Here is a 21,542-nt window from a genome sequence, read left to right on the forward strand (position 1 = left end):
ATTACTCTCCAAATAATTTTGATTTAAAACCTTTTATAAATTCTACTGATTTATCTTTATCTATATCCTCTTTTTTATCTGTAAGGTAGTATAAGAAACTACCTGTTTTAATTTTTCCAACAATCATTAAAGAGAGTAAAATAATAAATATAGGAATCAAAATATAAATAAGCAATTTTGTTTTTCTATTCATCTTATTTTTTGGTTTAAAAAATTGTCTCTCTATTTGAATTTTTAAATCTTGAAATATATTTGTAGGAAGATTATTTATAGAAAATAGTTCTGCTCTTTCATCTGTTTGGCTTTGTAGCTTTTTTATTTCACCTTCATTTAAAGTAGTCAAGAAATATACAATCTCTATACCACTTGATGATATTTCACTATCTAACTCTATCCAATTTGAAATATTTACACCCAACTCCTCTTGACATTTTTTTATTATTGTTTCAAGTGGAGTTGTATTTAATTCAACTTTTCCACCTATTCCATTGTATAACCCTTTTTGCCAGTCTGGATTATTCTTTTTTAATAATAATATTTCTTTATTATCAGTTATTATGCCTACAACCACTCTCATCATATACTCATTTCATTTTAAAGGTTTAGATTTTTTAAGAAAAATAGAAAGATAATTTTTTCGTATTGTGACATATTAAAATTTAATTAAGATTAAAAAACTTATTTTAAGACAATTTTATTTTATACTAAAAATGATTTTATCTATTTTTTATTATATTTTCTGCTTTATTTGTGAGTTTTTTCTTATGTAAAAGATCAGTTTCTCTTTGAGTAAAACTATTTTTAGTTTCAACTTTATCTTTTTTTACACTACTCTTTTCTTGATTTTCACTATTTTTAAAAAGTGTTAAAATTAAATAAATAGATAATAAAGAGTTAAAAATTATTATAAACCATTTTAGAGCTAAAACATATTTTAAATACTCAATATTTTGTGTAAGTTTTAAATACTCAACAACATCACCATATATAAATCCAGAAAAAAGTGCCACTAAAAGAAGAAAGAATATAAAAATAGCTCTTTTTCTAAACTTATATAAGTAGTACCAAAAAAGAGCTGATTTCATTTGTTTAAACATTTATTATCCTTACACAAAGAAGTTTATACCTAAAGCTGCAAGAGCTACTACTAAAGATTTTGTTTTTAAATCATCAACTATTTTTCTCTCTTCATCGGCAATAATTATCTCTAAATCTTCATCACTAAAATCATTTATATTTTTACTATTTTCAATTAATCTAGCTTTTGTTGCTATTATTGCTTTTTCTCTAATCTTTAAATTTATCATATCTTTTAGTTGTTTGCTTTTAATTTTTGGATAGTCAAAAAGTTTTGTTGTATTTTCACTTGCTATGTTTACAAGCTCTTTTGATTTTGATTTTAAAATATCTTTGATTTTCATCTATTTTCCTATTTGTTAGCAATTTATAGGAGCATTTTAACCTTTTTTTAATTATACTTAACATATTTTTAGATTTAACAAGTTTTAAATCAACTCGTTTATTTCTTTAGAGTTTTCCTACTTTTAGTAATTTTCATAAATTGCGTTAAAAAGTAGTCAAAAAATTATAGATTCCTTTTAAATAAGGAATACGAAATTTAAAAGGCAGAATATGAAAATAGTTTTAAGCATAGCAGGAAGTGATAGTAGCGGTGGAGCTGGTATTCAAGCTGATATAAAAAGTGGTTTTTATCACAAAGTTTTTATGACAACAGCAATTACAGCAGTTACAGTACAAAATACTTTAGGAGTTACTGATGTAGTTGTTTTAAAACCTGAATTCGTAGTAAAACAGATAAAATCCGTAATAGAAGATTTTAAAGTAAATTGTATAAAAATAGGAATGCTAAGCTCAAAAGAGCTTATTTTTGAAGTTTTTAAAACTATAAAAGATTTAAATATTCCAATAGTTTTAGACCCTGTTGCTATTTCAAGAGCTGGTTCAAAACTACTTGATGATGAAGCTATAAATAGTTTAAAATCAAACTTTAAATATGCTTATTTAATAACACCAAATAGTTTAGAAGCCAAACTTTTTTTTGATGTAGAAAATATAAACGATATAAAAAATTTAAAAGATATTCCAACAAATATTATCTTTAAAAATATAATAAAAAGTGATAATCAAACAGTAGATGTTTTGTTGAAAAAAAATGGGAAAATTAAGATATTTAAAGGTAAAAAAGCTGACGTTTCAAATACTCATGGAACAGGTTGTAGTTTTAGTGCCTCTATTGCTTCACTTATTGCAAGAGATAAATCTCTTTGTAAAAGTATAAAAAAATCAAAACAATATATCTACAAAGCTATAAAAAATGCTCCAAATTTTGGAAGAGGAAATGGACCTATAAATCACATTTTATAAAAAAAGCCTATACAAAGCCAAACTTTAGTATATTTACACAAAATTTTTAGGAAAAATCTATGAAAGAATTTCTACAAAAAGCAAAAGAAAGTAGTCGTGTTGTAGCAACTTTAAGCACAGCTATCAAAAATAAAACTCTTCTAGAATTTGCAGATGCACTTGAAGAAAACTCTTGTTTCATTATTGAAGAAAATATTAAAGATATGAAACTTGCACGTGAACTTGATTTAAGCTCTGCAATGCAAGATAGATTATACTTAAACGATAGTAGAATTCAAGATATGGCAAATGCTATAAGACAAATTGCTTCTCAAACAGAACCAGTTGGAAGAGTTTTAGATGGTTGGCTTACTAAAGACAACTTAAATATTCAAAAAGTATCAATTCCTATTGGTGTTATTGCAATCATATATGAGAGTCGTCCAAATGTAACAAGCGATACAGCAGCACTTTGTTTTAAAAGTGGAAATGTTTGTGTTTTAAAAGGTGGGAAAGAGGCTGAAAATTCAAATAGAGCAATAGCTAAAATAATACAAGATGTTTTAGAAAAAAACAATCTTCCAAAAGAGATAGTTTCACTACTTCCTGATAGTAGCCGTGAAGGTGTTGCAAAATTGATTGTTGAAGATAAATATGTAGATTTGATAGTTCCAAGAGGTGGTGAAGCTTTAATTAAATTTATCACTCAAAACTCTAGTATTCCTGTAATCAAACACGACAAAGGGGTTTGTCACACTTTTATAGACAAAGATGCAAATGCTTCAAAAGCTATAAATATTGTAATAAATGCGAAATGTCAAAGACCAAGTGCTTGCAACTCTCTAGAAACTCTTTTAATTCATGAAGAGATAGCTTCTTATATATTACCAGGAATTCAAGAAGAGCTTAGTGCGCATGGAACTATTTTAAAAGGTTGTCCAAAAACTTTAGGATATATAAAAATTGCCCCAGCTAAAGAGGAAGATTTTTATATAGAGTATTTAGAAAACATTTTAAACATAAAAGTCGTAGAAAATTTAAATGAAGCGATAGATCACATATCAAAACATGGTTCAGGACACTCTGAAGCAATTTTAAGTGAAAACTATACAGCAATTAATAGATTTTTAAATGAAGTTGATGCAGCTTGTGTATATGCAAATGCAAGTACTAGATTTACAGATGGAGGAGAGTTTGGACTTGGTGCTGAAGTTGGAATTTCTACAAACAAACTTCACTCAAGAGGACCTATGGGAATAAATGATTTAACAACATTTAAATATAAAATTTACGGACAAGGACAAGTTAGAACAAAATGAGTACAAATAGACTTTTTTTAATATTTTGTAGTGTTATTGCAACACTATTTTTTTGGCACTATTTAGGTGAAAAGGCAATTTTAAAAGATAATTCAAATAGCTTTGATAAACTTCAATGTGTATCTTATGCACCTTATGGAAAAGATGAATCACCATTTTTCTTTGATAAAGGAATGGTTTTAAAAGAAGAGAACATAAGAAAAGATATGGAACTTCTTTCTAAATATACTTCTTGTGTAAGAACTTATTCAACTGTTGGTCAAGAGCTTGTTCCAAAAGTTGCAAAAGAGTTAGGAATGCAAGTTTTAATGGGAATTTGGATAGGGAAAGAGGAGAAACAAGCAGTTGCTGAAATTGCTACTTTAAAAGAGTTAGCTGCAAAATATCCTGAAGTTATAAAAGCAATTATTGTAGGAAATGAGGTTCTTCTAAGAGGAGATCAAACTGATGTACAACTAGCAAAATATATAAAAGAGGTAAAAGAGGCTCTTCCACAATATCCTGTAACTTATGCAGATGTTTGGGAATTTTGGCTTAAATATCCAAAAATAAAAGAGCTTACAGATTTTGTAACTATTCATATTTTGCCATATTGGGAAGATGAACCAAAAAATATTCATGATTCAATTGAACATGTAAAAAATGTAAGACTTGAAGTAGAAAAAGAGCTTGGAACATCAAATATTTTAATTGGTGAAACAGGATGGCCAAGTGAAGGAAGAATGAGAGAAGATGCAGCTCCTAGCAAAATAAATCAAGCAATTTATATAAGAGATTTTGTAAAACTTGCAAACGAACATAACTGGCAATACAATATAATAGAAGCAATAGACCAACCTTGGAAAAGAAAAAGCGAAGGTGCTGTTGGAGGTTTTTGGGGAATTTTTGATAAAGATAGAGCAGATAAAAATGTATTTAGCGGAGATGTTTCAAACTTTCCTAACTATCTATATTTAGCTTTTGGTTCTTTAGTTTTAATACTTGGATTTTTTCTTCGATTTAAAAATGAACAAACATCAACAATTAGACTTATAACTTTTAGTGTTGTAAATACAGTATTTGCAACTTTATTTATGCTTCAAGTTGAACAGTATGTTGTAATCTCAAGAAATAATTTGGAAGCTATTTGGGCTGTTTTACTTTTAGGAACACAGCTTTATGTATATTATGAACTTTTAAAACATATAGTTTCTAAAAATCAATATGAGATTATTTCTAAAGTTGCTTTCTATTTTAGTATGATTTTTGTATTTATTATGACTGTAAATATAGCTTACAATGGAAGATATGAGAATTTTGAAATTTACGGATTAATAATCCTTGCTATTTCATTCCTATGGTCATATTTTGGTAAATTTGATAGATTAAAATTTGGAAATTTTGAAAGACTATTTGCTATTATTTTATTTATAAACACTCTTGTAATGGTTTACAACGAAACAACTCTAAATATTTTTAGCAATATTTTGGCCGTTATAAATCTTGTATTTGTGATTATATTATGCGTTGGTTCTTTAAAAAACAGTAGTTTAAATGAGTTAAAAAAACCAATTATTTATATTGTAGCTATTTGTATTGCTATTTTATTATTCAAACATGGTTTTATTATGAATAGAGATATGGATATTTCTTGTAAACTAAATGGTGGTGGATTCTTATGTTCAATTGTTGGAAATGTTTGGTATTTACTATATTTCAACTATATTGGAATTGCAGCAATTATAGCTTCTGTGTTTGCACTATTAGTAGATAAAAAACCATTTATAATCACTGCTTTAGTTTTAAGTATTTTAGCTTCGATGCTTACAAATACATTTTTAGGAGCTATTGCCTTCATTATCGTACTTTATACTATAACAAAAGATAAAAATAAGAAACTATTAAACTAAAAAAAATAGATTGAAGAAAATTCTTCAATCTACTTTTATTCTTCTTCACCCTCTCCTATAATCACATCTATAGCTTTTACCGGAAAATTTGGTAGTTTAAATTTATTATCTTTTATATCTATATTAAAGTTTGCATTTTTAGCAATTTGCATTTGCTCAACACCTAAAGATTTACTAATTTGCTTTAGAGGAACACTATTATAAACCCAAATTTTATACTCACCTAACTCCCAAATATCGCACTTATATCCTAAAATATTCTCATTACCCAAAAATTTTGCACCCATCTCTTTAAATGCTTCTCTATTTTTTGTATTTGCAATAGGATTTTCATCATCAACACTTAAATCTTGAGAATAAATTATCTCATCATTAAAATCTGCTGTATAGATTTTACCTTTTGAAATTTTATACGTATTTCTCTCTTCTTCAACTATAGAGCCTCTTTTTTGAGTAATAATCTCATCAAATAACTCTAAATTACCAAAATCTTTAAAATACAAAATACTACTTCCAGTAAAAGTATGATCTTTTGAATTTGTAGTTCCCAAAATATCATATTCAACAATACCAGATTTTATATCATATCTGTTATTTTGAGCAAACAAATTACAAACACTAAACAATAAAATTACAAATGCAATTTTTTTCATATATTTTCCTCATCATAAATTAGCAAAATTATACATCTATACAGATAAATTTACTATATACAAAAAAAGAGAATCAATTTTTATTTTTTATTATTGAAAACTAAATCTTCTATATGATTATGTTAGAATTCATAATATGAAAAATTACACTATTTATACAACAACTATTCAAACTCAAAAACTTATAATGTTTGCAGCTATTTTTCAAGAGGAACTAATACTATTTGTGCCTTTTGAAAAGGAGTTTTGTAATAAAAAATTAGAAAGCTTCAAAAAAATATTAAAAGCTTCAAATATTGTAGAAGATGATAGTAAATTTCAAAAATTAAAAATAGAGTTAGATGAGTATTTTAAAAATCAAAGAGATAATTTTACAATTCCAATTAGACTAATAGGAACTCCTTTTCAAATAAAATGTTGGGAAGCTTTACAAAAAATAGAGTATGGAGAAACTATTAGCTACAAAGAAGAAGCAAAAAATATTGGAAATGAAAAAGCATATAGGGCTGTTGCAAATGCAAATGGTAAAAATAATTTAAGTATAATTGTACCCTGCCATAGAGTAATAGCAAATAATGGAAACATAGGTGGTTACACTGGTGGAATTTGGATAAAAGAGTATCTACTAAATTTAGAAAAAGGAGAAAAATGAACTTAATATCTCTTCAAATGAAAACTTGTGATAATTTTGAAACAAATCTTGAAAATTTGAAAAATTTAATTCTATCTTGTAAAAATGAGTCACTAATTTTAGCACCTGAATTAGCACTTGTAGGTTTTGCATATGATAAGATGGAAGAAGCTAGTATTTTTTCAATAAAAGCAATAGATGAGATAAAAGAGCTTTCAGAAAATAAAATTATAGCAATTACTACAATTATAAAAGAAGATGATAAATTTTACAATAGATTATTTATCTTTTTTAATAAAAATATTGTCCATACTCAAGATAAGATAAAACTTTTTTCTCTAGGAGATGAGGATAAATATTTTACTCCATCAAAAGATAGTAACATAAAAATTATAGATATAAATGGTCTAAAAATAGCAACTTTAATATGTTTTGAGCTTAGATTTCCTACTCTTTGGGAACAGATAAAAGGTGCTGATATTATTTTAAATCCTGCTATGTGGGGGATAAAAAGAAAAGAACATTATGAAACTATTAGTAAAGCTTTAGCTTTAGTTAATCAAAGTTTTGTAATTGCAAGTAATAGTGCAAACGATAATATGGCAAAAGGAAGTGCTATAATATCGCCATTTGGAAATATTATAAAAGATGATAATAAAACAATTTTAGAAGCAAAATTTGATAAAGATGAAATTTTAAAAGTTAGAAAATATATAGATATTGGATTAAATTAATCTCATTTTACAATTATTACACAATTTTAAAATACTATTTATACCTATTAAAAAAATTTTATAAAGGAGAAAACATTGAAATTTAAATCTTTATTACTGATTTTACTATTTATTTCTAATGTTTTTGCATCTAATGTAGATATAAAAAACTTAACGCCCGAGCAACTAGAGACACTAAAAGAGATAAAAAAACATGGGCAAGATACTGGACTTAGTTATACTTTGATGGCAATAGCAATCAAAGAATCAAAACTTGGTGAGTATATGGTAAATCTTGACACAAAAGATTTTGGTCTTTATCAAGCAAATATTAAAACTGTTTTAAGTAGACAAAATATAAAAGATACTACTTGGAATAGAAATGTTTTTGCTTCAAAATTGGTTTCAGATTTTCAGTTTGCTACAAAAAATGCGATAGAAGAACTTACTTTTTGGCAAAAAATCCATAGAAATGATTGGACAAAAGTTTGGGGAAGCTACAATGCTGGTTACAAATTTAATAGCAAACAAGCAAAAGAGTACTCAAAAGAGATTGCTCTAATAATTAAAGAACTAAAAAAATTCAACGTGTAAAATATAACAACTAGCGTAGCCTAGTTGTTTTTTACATCTCTTTTAAAAAAATCTTTTTCTTTTTGATATCAATTATCATATTTTAATAAAAATCAAAGTTTTATTCCACTAATATTTTGATATTAATTATCAATATAAAGGGAAATAATGAGTATTTTAATAATTGGCGGAGACCAAATATCTCAAATATCTTCTATGCTGACACAAATGGGAGCAAAAACTATAAATCACTGGGATGCAAGAAAGAAATCTTCAGCACCTAAGAAAAAAGTACCACAAGATACAGATTGTATAGTTATGCTAACATCTTTTTTAAACCACAATACAATGCTAAAATATAAAAATGAAGCTAAAAAAAGAAATATTCCATTTATTTGTGCTAAAAGATCAATATCTTGTGTATATGATGAATATGTAAAAATTATGGGGATAAAAGATTGTAGTCAATGTTATGCAAACTGCTATAATAAAGAACTGTAAATTTATATAAACAAAGAGATAAAACTCTTTGTTTTAGATACTTTTATAAATATTTATCAACTCATTTTTATCAATTTTATGGTTTGAATTGTATGGAAATTTATCTAACACAACAATATCTGATGGAATCATATAGTATGGAAGATTTTTTGAGATATTATGCTTTAAAACTTCAATATCTAAGGATTTAGAACCTATAACAAAAGAGATAATCTTTGCAACATCATTTCCCCTTTTTAGTGGAATTGTTATAGATTCACTTACCATTTTATCACTAAGAAGCTCTTTATCTATCTCACCTAGTTCTATTCTAAATCCATGAAGTTTTATAAGTTCATCTTTTCTATTTGCAAAAAATAGTAAACCATCTTCAAAATAACCGAAATCTCCTGTTCTGAAACTTCTTTTTTCATATTTTTTCTCAAATTTTTGCTTATTTAACTCTTCATTTTTAAAATATCCAATAGATACATTGTCTCCAACAATCTCAAGCTCACCAATATTTTGCTCATCAATATCTAATAAATTTATCTTTGAATTCTCTTTTATATAACCAACTGGTAAATTTTTTGAATATTTTTCTAAAATATCAGAGGTGATTTCTATCAAAGTTGTAGCAACTGTAGCTTCTGTTGGTCCATATGTATTTAAAACAATAGAAGATGGAAAACTATTTTTTATTCTTTTTACAGTGTTTGAAGGTAAAACCTCTCCACAAAAAAGAAAGGTTTTTAAACTTTTTATATTTTTTTCTTCAAACTCAGATGAAAGTAAAAGCTTACTAATGAATGATGGCGTTGAAACCCAAACATCGCAAGAGTATTTTTTCAATCTTTCAAAATATAGAAGATGATTTTCTATAGTATCTTTACTATTTAAAACAATAGTTGCTCCTAAAGATAAAAAACCAACTAACTCATAAACAGATAAATCAAAACTAAAAGGTGCTTGATTCATAAATACACTATCTTTTGATAGTCCAAAATCACTATTTAACCACTTTTCAAAATCCAAAATAGAGTTTTGTGTAATTTGAACCCCTTTGGGTTCACCTGTACTTCCTGATGTAAAAATAATATAAATTATTGGGTCACTTAATAAATATGAAGTAGATATATTGCTTTGATTAAAATCTATTTTATTTTCTATTGTATCTATCTTAATAGCAGATTTTACAATACTTGCTATTTTATCAACTCTATCTTTTGGATAAATTGTATCAATAGGAATATATGGAAACCCTAAACTCATACAACTTATAATACTTACAATAAAATCTACTTCCTTATGTCCATAAATAAGAACTGGATGCCCTTTTGGAAGATTATATTTTTGAAGTTTTTTCTTAAAACTATCTACTTCATTTTTTAACTCACTCCACGTTAAATCTTTGTCACTTCCACAAACAGCCAATTTGTCAAACTCTTTTTCACACTCAACAAAATCTAAAAGTTTAAAATCGAATCTCATAAAGGAACCCTTCCACTAAAAAAATATAGAGCAAAAACTGCTGCATTTATCATCAAAAATCTTTTTAAATTTATACTTATAATATCTGGAAAAAATGAAAAATAGTCATATCCACCTTTTTTAGTATACAAAACATAAGAGTTATGAATACTTGAATAGATTCCAAATAAAAAACCACTAAAAATAAAGTACCAATTTAAACCATTCCAAACTCCCATAAGCAAAAAAGTACATGTTATTGCAATATTTTGTATAAGTAACTTTCTTTTCTTTAGAAAATCAAAATTATGAAGATACTTATATAATGGTTTAAAGAAATAATCAGTTAGCCAACTTCCTAAAGTTATGTGAAATCTTCTCCAGAAATCTTGTGGATTTGGTGCAATATATGGATGATTAAAGTTCATTGGAACAAAAATACCCATCATTATACTTAATCCAACAGCCATTGCACTATACCCAGCAAAATCAAAAAAAAGATAAGTTGTGTATGCATATGCACTATTTGCCATATCAAAAAACAAGATACTATTTTCATCTATTTTTCCAAGCCAATACATAGTAACAAGCTTTGCAAAAACGAATTTAAATAAAACTCCAACAACTAAAATTTCCCAACCTTTTAATATATTTGCTAAAGTTAAATTTTCATAACCTTTTTGTAAATCCTCTTGAAATCTGTATGATCTATCTATTGGACCTGCTAGTAGAGTTGTAGGAAATAGTAAAAATGATGTAAACTCAAAAAATGATAGTTTTCCATAGTTGTGACTATCAACTATTGCTTGAATAGTCCTAAATGTAATATATGAAATACCTATAATTTTAAACATAGGATTTTCTAAATCAATTTTATGTAACATCATAGGAAAGGCTATAACAATCATTGCAAAAAGTGTCTCTTTGTAACCGTTTTTTACAAAAATATAGTAAATAACATAAGTATAAATAAGAAGTAAAAAGATCAAATAAGAGTCAGGAATAGCAAAAGATATATAAACAACAACAGCTATAAAAATAACCATTTTATATGAGATAAATTTACTTAAAATATTTTTAAATATATGTAAGAAAAGAATAAATGAAAAGCTTATTATAAAAAATCCAACTCCTGAAAAAGGAAAAAAATCATACATTAAAACTCCTCGTATACAAATTCAACAGTAGAATCAACATCATTCCCACTTAAATCATTTATATTTTCATCAGCTAAAATATACAAAAGACCAACTATCAAAAGCAGATATATAAAAAAGAATTTAAAAAAATATCTCAAAAAATTTCCTTATTTAACAAAATAATCAACTATTTTTTGATTGGCTTTAACCCAACCTAACTCACCAAAATGAACAATATCTGTTAATGTTCCAATCTCATAATCCTCTTTTTTATATGTCCACATATCCATATATTCAAAGTTATGTTCCAAAACTTTTGATTTTATTGTTTCCATAAGTAAGTTTGCATTTTCTCTATTTTTACTAAATACATAAGGGTGTAAATCTTGCATAATAAAAAGTGGTTTAATTTTGTAGCTATCTAAAAAATCTAGTAAATCTAAAAAATCTTGATACTCTTCATTTTTTTCCAAAGATGGAGGGATTACTATTTCAAATGGGAAGCTATTTTTTGCAATTTGTGGTTCAACATATTTTGAATAATACTCATTGTTAATTCCAAGATTATTATTTGAAGATGAAATTTCTATATTTTTTGCTTCATTTTTTAAATCATCAAAATTCAAATCTTGCTTAAAATATTTAATATCTTGCGATTTTACATACTTTTCATCAAATTTTTCTATCATAAATTTTTTAATTTTATTATTTATATATTCATCTTTCATCTCTTTATATGGTGTTTGATATATAAAAGTTGGTTCTTTGATATATGAGATATTATTTTGAATATAATCACTTATTAAAAATTTATACTTATCTTGAGTTTGACCTTCAAAATAGAGTTTATTCATCATACCTAAATTCATATATTCTAAAAATTTTGCCATAGTAAGACCGTTGTCACTACTTCCTGTAAACCAACTAGGAGATAAAAGAACTACCACTTTTGCATTTTCTCTGACTTTTTTATTATCAAAGGCTGCTAATTGAGATAATATTACAAATGATTGATGACCTTCATTTCCTTGAACTCTTAAAGGTATCTTTAAATCATTATTAAAAAAGTTTTGGGGTAAAAATTTTTGATTAGGATAAAATACTAATTCTGAAGAACCAAACAAGACAATTTTTCCACTTTCTAAATCGCTTTGTAGTTCAACTGTTTTTTTTAAAGAGTCTAAATAGGTAAAATAGTAGTCAAATAGCCTATTTTTTGTAAAAAAAAGTATAATAAAAACTACAAAGAAAGCCAAAAACAGTGAAGAAATATTTAAAACTAGACGATTATTCACCAATTCTACTTTTTATGTAGTTAACCAATTTACTAATACTGTCAAAATTACTCTCTATAATATCTCTAGTATCAATTTTTATATCAAACTCATCTTCTAACATCATTGCTAAATCAACTGTTCCCATACTATCAATTAAATTTGATGTATATAATGGCTCATCTATTTCAACACTTTTAAAAGCAATCTCTTCAACCAAAGGTTTAATTCTATTGGCAATATCCATTTTATTTCCTAAAATTTTTTTATCTAAAACAAACGGAATTATATTAAATATTTTAAAATTTTGAGCAAAAAAATAAAAAATATTTGTAATTTTATTGCTACTTTTTTTTTATACAATCCTAATTTATATTTAGGAGAAAATTATGATATTAAAATTTAAAGAGTTTTACCCAAAAATCGCACCATCTGCTTGGATTGCACCAAGTGCAGATTTAATTGGAAATATAGAAATAGCAGAAGATAGTTCTGTTTGGTTTGGTTGTGTTATTCGGTCTGATGTAAATGAGGTTAGAATTGGTAAAAATACAAATATTCAAGATCTATCATGTATTCATACAGATACAAATACAAAAACAATTATTGGTGATAATGTAACAGTTGGTCATAAAGTTATGCTTCATGGATGTACTATTGAAAATAACTGTCTAATAGGAATGAGTGCTACAATTTTAGATAATGCAGTAATTGGTGAAGGAAGTATCGTAGGAGCAAATTCTTTGGTAACATATGGCAAGGTTTTTCCACCAAAAAGCTTAATTATGGGAAGTCCTGCAAAAGTTGTAAGAGAGTTAAGCGATGAAGAAGTTCAAGGTTTAATTGACCATGCAAAACATTATGTAGAATATAAAAACGAATATAGATAAGCTTAAGAAAAAATAGATATAATTTCGGTCTATTTTTTATATGCGGATGTGGTGGAACGGTAGACACGCTACCTTGAGGTGGTAGTGCATTACGTGTGTGCGAGTTCAAATCTCGCCATCCGCACCATTAAATAACTAAAAAATTAAGTTTATATTTTTTATAAAATTTATCAAAAAAAAATTTAATATTGTTCCTTAAAATTAGCAAAAGCAACTTCAATACTTGGTATAGTTTTATAATGCGTTTTAAGAAATCTTACTTTTTTTGTTTTAAGATTACATACTGCAATTCTAAAACTTGAACCAATAAATGGTTCTACTACACAAATAATATTATCTTCAATTTGTCTTGTTGCATAAATAGTACCTTGAAGCTCAGAGAAAAAATATTTTGGATAACTCAATGGAGTTATCTCTACAATATCTATATTTTCAAAGTTTGGAAGAGTTTTGGCAAGAGTTAAAGCATCTTCATAATTATCAAAAGATACGCACCAATCATCAAATTTTTTATTAAAATGTTGTAAATCTTCATCTAAAAATCCACCTGCCAAATATTGTAAAGCAAAAATAGCCACATAAACACCTTTTAATTATATACAATTTTAAAAGTTTATTCTAACATAATGAACTATAACAAACAATGAGCTTTTTAATAGCAAAAATATGTTAGTCTTGTCTCTTTAAAAATAATAAATTATAAAGATGAAAAATTGAAAAAAATAGAACTTTTTACAGATTCAAGTGTAAATCCACAAACAAAAGTTGGTTTTGCTGCATTTTTAGTTAAAAACGATAAAGATATTATCTTAGAATCATTAAATAAAAGTATAAAAATAAAAAAATTTGAAAATACCAGCTCTACAAGAATAGAACTTCAATCTTTACTATGGGCAATAAATGAGATAGAAAAAGAGAAAAATGATTTATCAAATATTTTAATTGAAGTTTATACAGATTGTCAAAATATAGTTAATTTAAAAAATAGAAAATCTAAGTTAGTAGAAAATAACTATCAATCAGGAACTGGAAAACTATTAAAAAATCATGATTTATATAAAGATTTTTTTGAAAAAGAGAGTAGATTAAATCTTAATATTATTAAAGTAAAAGGTCACAAAAAAACCATTCTAAAAGATAGTATTGATCATATTTTCAATCTTGTTGATAAAGCTTCAAGAAGTGCATTAAGAGATGAATTTAAAAAGAAAGAGAGTTTAATTTAAAATACTCTTCATATTTAGATTTATCCTATTACCATCTTCAAAGCTTTCGATATTTATTCCTATACCATTTTTATCACAAAACTCTTTTACAACAGCAAGTCCTATTCCATATCCTATGTTTTGTGAATTTTCCTGAAAATACCTATCAAAAACTAACATAATATTTTTCGTGTCAATTCCCACACCTTTATTAAAAATTGATAATACCTTATTTTCAAATGATATTTTGATATATGGATTCTCTTTACAATTATATTTAATAGCATTAGAAATAAGATTATCTAAAACTATTATAAAACCATTGTAATCACTATGTAAAACTACATTATTTGGAACAAAAAGTTCAATAATTGTATCTTTTTTTATATCTTCAAATTTATCTAAAGAGTTCTTTAACGCATCAAGTAAATAAAAATCTTCTAAATCTATATTTTCAAACTCTTTTTTTAATTCATACTCCATATTATTATACAAGTAGCTTAGACTATCGTTTGCTTTTTCTATTCTCTCTAATCTTATTAAACTTTTTGAGTCAGTTAAATCTTTTTTTAGAAGATGAAGATTTATTTTTATTGTAGATGTTGGAATATTTAATTCATGAAGCCTATTTTTTATACTATTTTTTATATTTTCTTCACTTTGAAAGATTGGTTTTAAAATTTTTGAAGATATTAATAAAAAAAATAAAGAGCCAAAAAGTGTCAAAAAAAGAATAAGAAAAAGACTGTTTTCTATAATTTTCATCTCGAAAACTAAAAAATAGTTTAAAAAAAGAACAAGTAAAATAGTAAAAAAAACTAAAGTAAAACTTGAAAGATAAAAATATACTCTTTTAAAGTTCAAATCTATACCCTATTCCCTTTATATTTGTTATTACATTTTGTTTTTTTTCAAAAATATTTTTTAAACTATTTATATAAACTCTAATTGAGCCATCACTGTGAGTTTGAGATTTACTCCACAATCTATCAACTATCATATCTTTTGAGATAATTTTTTTCTCATTTTCTATAAAAAGTTCCAATAACTCCAAAACTTTTATAGGAAGCTTTAAATCATTTTTACCTTTATATAATCTTTTCTCTTTTTTATTATAAATTAAATCTTCTTCCAAAAATACATTATCAAAACCTTTATTTTCTCTTTTAAATATAGCTTTAATTCTTAAAATCAACTCATCTAAATCAACTGGTTTTTTTAAATAATCATCACAACCTTTCACAAAAGCATCTTTTAACGTATCTTTATCTTTATATGAAGTTAAAAAAATAGTTGGTGTATTATCAGAGCTTCCTCTTAAATTCTCAAGAGTCTTTAATCCATCTATTTTTGGAACATTTATATCAAATATATATAAATCATAATTTTTATGAAAAGTAAAATCAAATACCTCTTCACCATCTTTTGCAATATCTACGCAAAATCCTTCACAAACTAAAAAATCTTCAATACTAGAGGCAAATAACAAATCATCTTCTAAAAGTAAAATACTATACATTTTCTTTTCTCTTTTTAGGTTTTTGTTTTGTAATATTTGAATATTTTTTCTCTATTTTTTTTCTCTCTTTTAACTCCATTTCAACAGAAAGGGAATCATTCTCTCTTATTCCTAATCGTTTTTCTATAGGAATTTTGCCTTTTAGTTTTGGATTTAATCTAAAAAATTCATCAATATCTATATCAAAAGCTTGACCTTTATTGTGAAGTTCTGCACTTTTTGGATAACTTATAATATAACAACCTTGAAAATCACTCTCAAGTCTTCCTCCGTAAGCTATATGCTTTAATACATTAAATTTTTTCAATATAAACAAAAAAACAAAAATCGATATAATAATAATTGTAGTATCAATCATACTCTTACCCTTTTATATTTTTTCTGATATTGTCATATATGTTTTTATATTTAAAATTTTCATCAAAAATTTTATTTTTATGCTCTATTATGAAGTCAAGTTTCTCTTCTGTTGTTAAATCTTTTGAGTTCAAACCAAAAATCTTTATTAGCATCCAAATAGGAACACCTTTTTGACCTAAAATATTCTCAGAACTTGCCTCATTTCTTATACTAATATAAATATAATTATCATACCATTTACCATTAAAATCTATTTTCCATGTAGTTCCATTTCCAAAAGTTGCAATATAATCACTATCTTTTTCTAAAAAGAAATCAATTGCTAAAAGTTTATTTTTTGCTAGTGACAACTCTTTTTTATATTTCTCATACATTATTAAATCATTCCCAAAATATAGATTTTTTTAATAAATATTTTAACTAAATCTTGCTTATTAACATTAATTTACTTTTAGATACAATCAATAAATACAAAATTCGCAAGGAGAATTAATTTGTTAAAAAGCGTTGCTATTCCTTTTTTCTTAATACTTTTAGGGTATGTAGTTATTGCTGATGAAAATTTCACTGTTATTTTAAGTGGAATTGCTATTTTTATAATTGGTATGTTTTTTATGCAAGATGGTTTTAAACAACTATCTGGTGGTATTTTAGAGAAACTTTTGGAAAAGTTTACTAGCAATACTCTTTATGCTATTGCAACTGGATTTTTATCAACTTCAGTGGTTCAAAGTTCAACAATTATTACTTTAATTGTTGTGTCTTTTTTAAGTGCCGAACTTCTTACTCTAGTTCAAGCAGTTGGTATTGTTTTTGGTTCAAACGTAGGAAGCACAACAACTGCTTGGATAGTTTCAAGCTTAGGAGTTGATGTAAAAATTTCAACTTATGCTTTTCCTATGCTTGTTTTTGGAGTTGTTTTAAGATTTTTTAAATCAAATGGAGTAAAAGGGAGCGGAAATGTTCTTTTAGGTTTAGGATTTATTTTCCTTGGTATTTCATATATGAAAGATGGTTTTGATATTATGAAAAATTCTATTGATTTAGCATCTTACGCTATGGAAGGATATTTAGGAATTATTGTTTATATCTTAATTGGAATTTTAATTACTGTTGTTATACAATCAAGTGCTGCAACTTTAGCTATAGTTATTACAGCTTTAAATGCAGATAGTATTACTTATGTAAATGCAATAGCACTAGCAATTGGAGCAAATGTTGGTACAACACTTACAACAATTTTAGCATCATTTGCTTCAAATGAAAATGGAAAAAGAGTAGCTCTTATTCACTTCTTATTTAACCTAATTTCAGCAACATTTATAACTATTTTAATCTATCAATTTATAGATTTAACAGATTTTATAGCACCATTTTTAGGAGTTAGCGATAATAATTATGGTATGAAATTAGCACTTTTCCATACTATTTTTTCTGTAACTGGAGTTATTTTACTAACTCCAGCAATATCTTTATTAGTAAAATTATCAGAAAAATTGATACAAAAAAAGGTGTCTTCTGCTTCAAAACCAAAATATCTTAATAAATCTGTTTTATCAAATCCTGATGCCTCTTTAGCAGCTTTAAGAAAAGAGATTATAAATCTATATGAAAATTGTCAAAAAGCTATGTTACATGCTTTAAATATACATACAACAGGACTTACAAGAGAGACACTAAAAGTTCAATTAGCAAAAGAGCTAACTATCATAGATACAGATATTGATGAAATTTATCAAAAAAATCTTAAAGCACTTTATAGTGAAATTGTAAAATTTTCATCTTTTGCACAAGAAAATATGTTTGATTTTCAACACAAAAAAGTTGATGAACTAAAACGTGCCGCTGTTTTACTTGTAGAGGTGTTAAGAGATACAAGAGATATTCAAAAAAATGTAAATTTTTACTTAAAAAGTAAAAATGAGTATATCAAAGAAGAGTATAATATTTTAAGAAAAGAGTTAGCAGAGATGCTAATAGATATAAATACTCTTTCTATGTTAGAAAATGATTCAGACCAATTAACTCAATTTGAACTTATAAAAACTGAGTTAGCACATAATGATTTAGCAAGTAGTGAAGAACTAGACACACTTATAAGAGAAGATAAAATAAAAGCAACAATGGCAACTTCATATATGAATGATAGTGCTACGGGTTACTCTATTCAGAAAAAACTTGTAAAAGTTGCTAATATTTTATTCTTAAATGATGGTATAGTTAAACAAATAGGAGATGAAAATGAAACTAAGTAAAATTGTTGATAAAGTAAAAAAATATTTAGAAAAAGATAATCTAAAAGTTTCTCAAGAGAAAAAACTTCTAAATATAATAGAAGAGCTTGAAAATAAGAAGAGTAAAATAAAAGATGAATTAAAAAATATAGATAAAGATAATATTAAAAAAAGAGTTGAGCTAGAAAAAAAGTATAATGCTGTTTCTAAAGTTCTTAAAAAGAGCCGTTCTATACTTTAGAACGAACTCTTTTACTTTTAACTAAAAACCCAATAATTCCAAAAATGATTGCTGGTAAAATCCAGCCTAATCCCTCTTTTGCCAAAGGAATATTTTCCATAAATGATAACTTTAAATAACTATTTGATATAAGTTCAAAAATTGAGTATATAATTGCTCCAAAACTTGAAAATTTGTAGATATTTAAATTGTCTATATAGTTATCAAAAAATGCCAAAATAACTAAAATAATAGCAGCTGGATATACTATAAATAAAATTGGTGCTGCAAAATTAATTATAGTTTCTAAGCCAAAATTTGTAACAACTACTGCAAAAAGTGAAGTTAAAATAACCAATTTTTTATAACTAAACCTTCCTTGGCTTACTTTTGAGAAATACTCAGCAGTAACACTTACAAGTGCAGATCCTGTTGTAAAACAAGCCAAAAATACTACAAATGCTAAAATAATAGCTCCATTGCTTCCAAAAAGTTGGTATATAATATTATTTAAAAGTGTTACTTTTTCAATATTAGTTTCATAAACTAAACTAGAAGTTGCTCCTAAATATGTCAAACCAAAATATACAAGCATTATTCCAAAAGCAGCAATTAAAGAAGCATATCCAACTATTTTAAAGTTTGTTTTTTTGTTTGTATAACCTTTTGTTTTTAATATTTTTATAATAATAATTCCAAATGCTAAAGCTGCTAAAATATCTAACCCAAAAGAAGTCCATCAAAAAATAGTTTATCATTTGTAGTGTTTTGTGATATCTCTCCAATTGGAGTGAAAATTCCTTTTATTATTAAAATAATTAAAGATAAAAATAGCAAAGGAGATAATACCTTTCCCAATATTTCAATCATAGAAGTTGGTCTTAATGTAAAAAAGAGAATTAAACCAAAATAAATTATAGATGTGATTAAAGAGTTAAAAGTGCTAGCTCCGAAATATGGAACTACCAACATCTCATAAGTTACAGCTCCTGTTCTTGGAAGTGCAATTAGTGGACCAATACATAAAATAATTATTGCCATAAGTATTTTTCCATTTATTTCTCCTAACTTAGAAGTTAAATTATCTACATTTCCTCCAACTTTAAGTAAAGCAAACATAGCAAATGTAGCAAATCCAATATCGGCTAAAAAATATGCAAAAAAAGATATTTTCCAATCACTAGAACTTATTAATCCCAAATATGGTGGAAAAATAATATTTCCAGCCCCAAAATACATAGAAAAAATTGCAAATCCTAGTATTAAAGTATCTCTTGTTATGTTAGATGTTTTCATTAAATAGTCTCAAAATTTATATAGTTTTGTCTTAAAGCTTCATAACAAATTATAGATACAGAGTTTGAGAGATTTAAACTTCTTGCAATTTTTGCCATTGGAATTGTTATACAACTATCTTTATTTTTATCTAAAATATATGAAGGTAATCCTGCATCTTCTCTTCCAAAATATATATAATCCCCTACTTCAAATTTTGCCTCAAAATAAGCTTGAGTTGTTTTTGTTGTAGCAAAAAAATGTCTAGAAGAAAATGGATTTCTTGCCCAAAAATCTTCAATATTTTCATACTCAAAAAGTTCTAAATCTTTCCAATAATCAAGTCCTGCTCTTCGCACCTCTTTTTCAGTTATATCTCCAAAACCATAAGGTTTTATCAAATGAAGTTTACATTTTAAAGCAACAGCAGTTCTTCCTATCGTTCCTACATTTCCTGGCATTCTTGGTTCATGAAGTACTATATTAAACACTATAAAATCACCGTTTTATTTTTATGAATAAATACTCTGTCATTTAAAAGTAGTTCAAACGCATTTGAAAGTACAATTTTTTCAACATTTCTACCAGCATTTCGCATATCTTCCCAACTATATGAATGATCAACTCTTACAACATCTTGGAAAATGATTGGGCCTTCATCTAAATCATTTGTCACATAATGTGCAGTTGCTCCAATAATTTTAACACCTCTTTCAAATGCTTGTTTATATGGATTTGCTCCAATAAATGCAGGCAAAAAAGAGTGATGAATATTTAAAACTTTACCTTCATATTTTTCTACAAACGCTGAAGATAATATTCTCATATATTTTGCTAAAACTATAATCTCTGGATTAAACTCATCTATTTTTTGAGAAACTGCTTTTTCATGCTCATCTCTACTCAAGTTTGTAGCACTTATACAAAAAAATGGAATATCAAATTTTTCAACTAAATTTCTTAAATCTTCATGATTTCCAATAACTGCTTTGATATTTGCATTTAGCTCATTTGAACTATATCTTATAAGTAAATCTCCTAAAACATGGCTCTCTTTTGTAACAAGAAGAACAACATCTTTTTTTGTATTTTTATTTAAAGTTATCTTTGCACCATCTGGCAAAACCTCTTTTAGCTCTTTTTGCAAAATAGTTTCCATAACTTTTCCACTAATTAAACTTCTCATGAAAAACTCATTTGTCTCTTCATCCACATACTCAGCATTTTGGTCAATGTTTAAATTATTTGCAAAAAGAACTTTAGAGATATTATAAATAAGCCCTTTTTCATCTTTTGTAGAAATTTTTAGTATATATTCTTCCATTTTTATCCAA

General features: G+C 25.8%; 29 protein-coding genes and 1 tRNA gene. 12 read left to right on the forward strand and 18 right to left on the reverse strand.

The window, feature by feature from the left end:
• Position 1 precedes the first annotated feature (1 nt).
• The 3 genes from AC5LG6_RS02650 to AC5LG6_RS02660 all read right to left on the reverse strand — a co-directional run bounded on the left by AC5LG6_RS02650 (position 2) and on the right by AC5LG6_RS02660 (position 1,421).
• The gene (locus AC5LG6_RS02650; protein ID WP_498585624.1) at positions 2-580 is read right to left on the reverse strand and encodes an NUDIX hydrolase; all 579 of its coding nucleotides are present in this window, start codon (positions 578-580) and stop codon (positions 2-4) included.
• Between the two features lie 136 nt (positions 581-716).
• Entirely contained in the window at positions 717-1,097 is a 381-nt protein-coding gene (locus AC5LG6_RS02655) for a hypothetical protein (RefSeq protein ID WP_498585625.1), read from the reverse strand.
• 9 nt (positions 1,098-1,106) lie between these two features.
• Complete coding sequence (locus tag AC5LG6_RS02660) at positions 1,107-1,421, reverse strand: DEAD/DEAH box helicase family protein (RefSeq protein WP_066165239.1); 315 nt, start codon at positions 1,419-1,421, stop codon at positions 1,107-1,109.
• 211 nt (positions 1,422-1,632) lie between these two features.
• Here AC5LG6_RS02660 and thiD point away from each other — a divergent pair, with 211 nt between their 5' ends.
• The 3 genes from thiD to AC5LG6_RS02675 are packed head-to-tail and all read left to right on the forward strand — an operon-like array spanning position 1,633 to position 5,572.
• The gene (gene thiD, locus AC5LG6_RS02665) at positions 1,633-2,385 is read left to right on the forward strand and encodes a bifunctional hydroxymethylpyrimidine kinase/phosphomethylpyrimidine kinase (RefSeq protein ID WP_260964094.1); all 753 of its coding nucleotides are present in this window, start codon (positions 1,633-1,635) and stop codon (positions 2,383-2,385) included.
• Positions 2,386-2,444: 59 nt separating this feature from the next.
• Positions 2,445-3,683 (forward strand): glutamate-5-semialdehyde dehydrogenase, encoded by a 1,239-nt coding sequence (locus AC5LG6_RS02670; RefSeq protein WP_498585626.1) that lies wholly within the window; start codon positions 2,445-2,447, stop codon positions 3,681-3,683.
• Positions 3,680-5,572 (forward strand): glycosyl hydrolase, encoded by a 1,893-nt coding sequence (locus AC5LG6_RS02675; RefSeq protein WP_498585627.1) that lies wholly within the window; start codon positions 3,680-3,682, stop codon positions 5,570-5,572. The genes AC5LG6_RS02670 and AC5LG6_RS02675 overlap by 4 nt, the downstream gene beginning before the upstream one ends.
• A gap of 35 nt (positions 5,573-5,607) precedes the next feature.
• Here AC5LG6_RS02675 and AC5LG6_RS02680 read toward each other — a convergent pair whose 3' ends face one another.
• Positions 5,608-6,225 (reverse strand): hypothetical protein, encoded by a 618-nt coding sequence (locus AC5LG6_RS02680; RefSeq protein WP_066222503.1) that lies wholly within the window; start codon positions 6,223-6,225, stop codon positions 5,608-5,610.
• A 136-nt stretch (positions 6,226-6,361) separates the two neighbouring features.
• Between AC5LG6_RS02680 and AC5LG6_RS02685 the strand changes: the two genes are divergently transcribed.
• The 4 genes from AC5LG6_RS02685 (at position 6,362) to AC5LG6_RS02700 (ending at position 8,643) form a co-directional block, all read left to right on the forward strand.
• Positions 6,362-6,877: a methylated-DNA--[protein]-cysteine S-methyltransferase gene (locus AC5LG6_RS02685; protein ID WP_498585628.1), complete on the forward strand. Its 516-nt coding sequence runs from the start codon at positions 6,362-6,364 to the stop codon at positions 6,875-6,877.
• Positions 6,874-7,590, forward strand: coding sequence for a carbon-nitrogen hydrolase family protein (locus AC5LG6_RS02690; protein ID WP_498585629.1), 717 nt, complete (start codon positions 6,874-6,876; stop codon positions 7,588-7,590). The genes AC5LG6_RS02685 and AC5LG6_RS02690 overlap by 4 nt, the downstream gene beginning before the upstream one ends.
• A 75-nt stretch (positions 7,591-7,665) precedes the next feature.
• Complete coding sequence (locus AC5LG6_RS02695; RefSeq protein WP_066154327.1) at positions 7,666-8,163, forward strand: transglycosylase SLT domain-containing protein; 498 nt, start codon at positions 7,666-7,668, stop codon at positions 8,161-8,163.
• Between the two features lie 147 nt (positions 8,164-8,310).
• A complete protein-coding gene (locus AC5LG6_RS02700) occupies positions 8,311-8,643 on the forward strand; it encodes a DUF2325 domain-containing protein (RefSeq protein ID WP_066219018.1) in 333 nt (110 codons plus the stop codon).
• Between the two features lie 33 nt (positions 8,644-8,676).
• Here AC5LG6_RS02700 and AC5LG6_RS02705 read toward each other — a convergent pair whose 3' ends face one another.
• Genes AC5LG6_RS02705 through AC5LG6_RS02725 form a run of 5 tightly spaced genes read right to left on the reverse strand, consistent with a single transcriptional unit; the run spans position 8,677 to position 12,752 of the window.
• Complete coding sequence (locus AC5LG6_RS02705) at positions 8,677-10,113, reverse strand: AMP-binding protein (protein ID WP_498585630.1); 1,437 nt, start codon at positions 10,111-10,113, stop codon at positions 8,677-8,679.
• Entirely contained in the window at positions 10,110-11,249 is a 1,140-nt protein-coding gene (locus tag AC5LG6_RS02710) for an MBOAT family O-acyltransferase (RefSeq protein ID WP_498585631.1), read from the reverse strand. The genes AC5LG6_RS02705 and AC5LG6_RS02710 overlap by 4 nt, the downstream gene beginning before the upstream one ends.
• Positions 11,249-11,389, reverse strand: coding sequence for a hypothetical protein (locus tag AC5LG6_RS02715; protein ID WP_164071300.1), 141 nt, complete (start codon positions 11,387-11,389; stop codon positions 11,249-11,251). Before AC5LG6_RS02715 ends, AC5LG6_RS02710 begins: the two co-directional genes overlap by 1 nt.
• Before the next feature lie 9 nt (positions 11,390-11,398).
• A complete protein-coding gene (locus AC5LG6_RS02720) occupies positions 11,399-12,526 on the reverse strand; it encodes a D-alanyl-lipoteichoic acid biosynthesis protein DltD (RefSeq protein ID WP_498585632.1) in 1,128 nt (375 codons plus the stop codon).
• On the reverse strand, positions 12,519-12,752 hold the full coding sequence (locus tag AC5LG6_RS02725) for an acyl carrier protein (protein WP_066165209.1): 234 nt from the start codon (positions 12,750-12,752) through the stop codon (positions 12,519-12,521). The genes AC5LG6_RS02720 and AC5LG6_RS02725 overlap by 8 nt, the downstream gene beginning before the upstream one ends.
• 142 nt (positions 12,753-12,894) lie before the next feature.
• Here AC5LG6_RS02725 and AC5LG6_RS02730 point away from each other — a divergent pair, with 142 nt between their 5' ends.
• Together AC5LG6_RS02730 and AC5LG6_RS02735 are read left to right on the forward strand one after the other, a co-directional pair.
• Positions 12,895-13,395, forward strand: a complete 501-nt coding sequence (locus AC5LG6_RS02730) for a gamma carbonic anhydrase family protein (protein WP_066165207.1) — start codon at positions 12,895-12,897, stop codon at positions 13,393-13,395.
• Between the two features lie 42 nt (positions 13,396-13,437).
• Positions 13,438-13,522: transfer RNA gene (locus tag AC5LG6_RS02735), tRNA-Leu, on the forward strand.
• Positions 13,523-13,577: 55 nt separating this feature from the next.
• Here AC5LG6_RS02735 and AC5LG6_RS02740 read toward each other — a convergent pair.
• Positions 13,578-13,973, reverse strand: a complete 396-nt coding sequence (locus AC5LG6_RS02740; RefSeq protein WP_141051396.1) for a hypothetical protein — start codon at positions 13,971-13,973, stop codon at positions 13,578-13,580.
• A gap of 135 nt (positions 13,974-14,108) precedes the next feature.
• On the opposite strand from AC5LG6_RS02740, the gene AC5LG6_RS02745 reads away from it, so the two are divergent.
• Positions 14,109-14,621: a ribonuclease HI gene (locus AC5LG6_RS02745; RefSeq protein WP_498585633.1), complete on the forward strand. Its 513-nt coding sequence runs from the start codon at positions 14,109-14,111 to the stop codon at positions 14,619-14,621.
• Here the strand turns inward: AC5LG6_RS02745 and AC5LG6_RS02750 are convergent.
• The 4 genes from AC5LG6_RS02750 to AC5LG6_RS02765 form a co-directional block, all read right to left on the reverse strand.
• Entirely contained in the window at positions 14,613-15,365 is a 753-nt protein-coding gene (locus AC5LG6_RS02750) for a sensor histidine kinase (RefSeq protein ID WP_498585634.1), read from the reverse strand. The genes AC5LG6_RS02745 and AC5LG6_RS02750 overlap by 9 nt on opposite strands.
• 88 nt (positions 15,366-15,453) lie before the next feature.
• Positions 15,454-16,119 carry a response regulator transcription factor gene (locus AC5LG6_RS02755; RefSeq protein ID WP_260910391.1) on the reverse strand — a complete coding sequence of 222 codons (666 nt, stop codon included), beginning with the start codon at positions 16,117-16,119 and terminating at the stop codon, positions 15,454-15,456.
• The gene (locus AC5LG6_RS02760; protein ID WP_119184182.1) at positions 16,112-16,477 is read right to left on the reverse strand and encodes a hypothetical protein; all 366 of its coding nucleotides are present in this window, start codon (positions 16,475-16,477) and stop codon (positions 16,112-16,114) included. The genes AC5LG6_RS02755 and AC5LG6_RS02760 overlap by 8 nt, the downstream gene beginning before the upstream one ends.
• A 4-nt stretch (positions 16,478-16,481) precedes the next feature.
• Positions 16,482-16,853 carry a hypothetical protein gene (locus tag AC5LG6_RS02765; RefSeq protein WP_066358561.1) on the reverse strand — a complete coding sequence of 124 codons (372 nt, stop codon included), beginning with the start codon at positions 16,851-16,853 and terminating at the stop codon, positions 16,482-16,484.
• 120 nt (positions 16,854-16,973) lie between these two features.
• On the opposite strand from AC5LG6_RS02765, the gene AC5LG6_RS02770 reads away from it, so the two are divergent.
• Positions 16,974-18,734, forward strand: coding sequence for a Na/Pi cotransporter family protein (locus AC5LG6_RS02770; protein WP_498585635.1), 1,761 nt, complete (start codon positions 16,974-16,976; stop codon positions 18,732-18,734).
• The gene (locus AC5LG6_RS02775) at positions 18,721-18,954 is read left to right on the forward strand and encodes a hypothetical protein (protein WP_066154364.1); all 234 of its coding nucleotides are present in this window, start codon (positions 18,721-18,723) and stop codon (positions 18,952-18,954) included. Before AC5LG6_RS02770 ends, AC5LG6_RS02775 begins: the two co-directional genes overlap by 14 nt.
• On the opposite strand, the gene AC5LG6_RS02780 is transcribed toward AC5LG6_RS02775, so the two are convergent.
• From AC5LG6_RS02780 to purU, 4 genes are read right to left on the reverse strand one after another with little or no spacing between them, the layout of a single operon-like run.
• Entirely contained in the window at positions 18,944-19,651 is a 708-nt protein-coding gene (locus AC5LG6_RS02780) for a branched-chain amino acid transport system II carrier protein (RefSeq protein ID WP_498585658.1), read from the reverse strand. The two genes, AC5LG6_RS02775 and AC5LG6_RS02780, sit on opposite strands and share 11 nt — an antisense overlap.
• Before the next feature lie 2 nt (positions 19,652-19,653).
• Entirely contained in the window at positions 19,654-20,229 is a 576-nt protein-coding gene (locus tag AC5LG6_RS02785) for a branched-chain amino acid transport system II carrier protein (RefSeq protein WP_498585636.1), read from the reverse strand.
• A complete protein-coding gene (locus AC5LG6_RS02790; protein WP_141051393.1) occupies positions 20,229-20,699 on the reverse strand; it encodes a tRNA (cytidine(34)-2'-O)-methyltransferase in 471 nt (156 codons plus the stop codon). Before AC5LG6_RS02790 ends, AC5LG6_RS02785 begins: the two co-directional genes overlap by 1 nt.
• A complete protein-coding gene (gene purU, locus AC5LG6_RS02795; RefSeq protein WP_498585637.1) occupies positions 20,699-21,532 on the reverse strand; it encodes a formyltetrahydrofolate deformylase in 834 nt (277 codons plus the stop codon). Before purU ends, AC5LG6_RS02790 begins: the two co-directional genes overlap by 1 nt.
• Positions 21,533-21,542: the final 10 nt, after the last annotated feature.

The organism is Arcobacter thermotolerans (genome assembly GCF_983172305.1).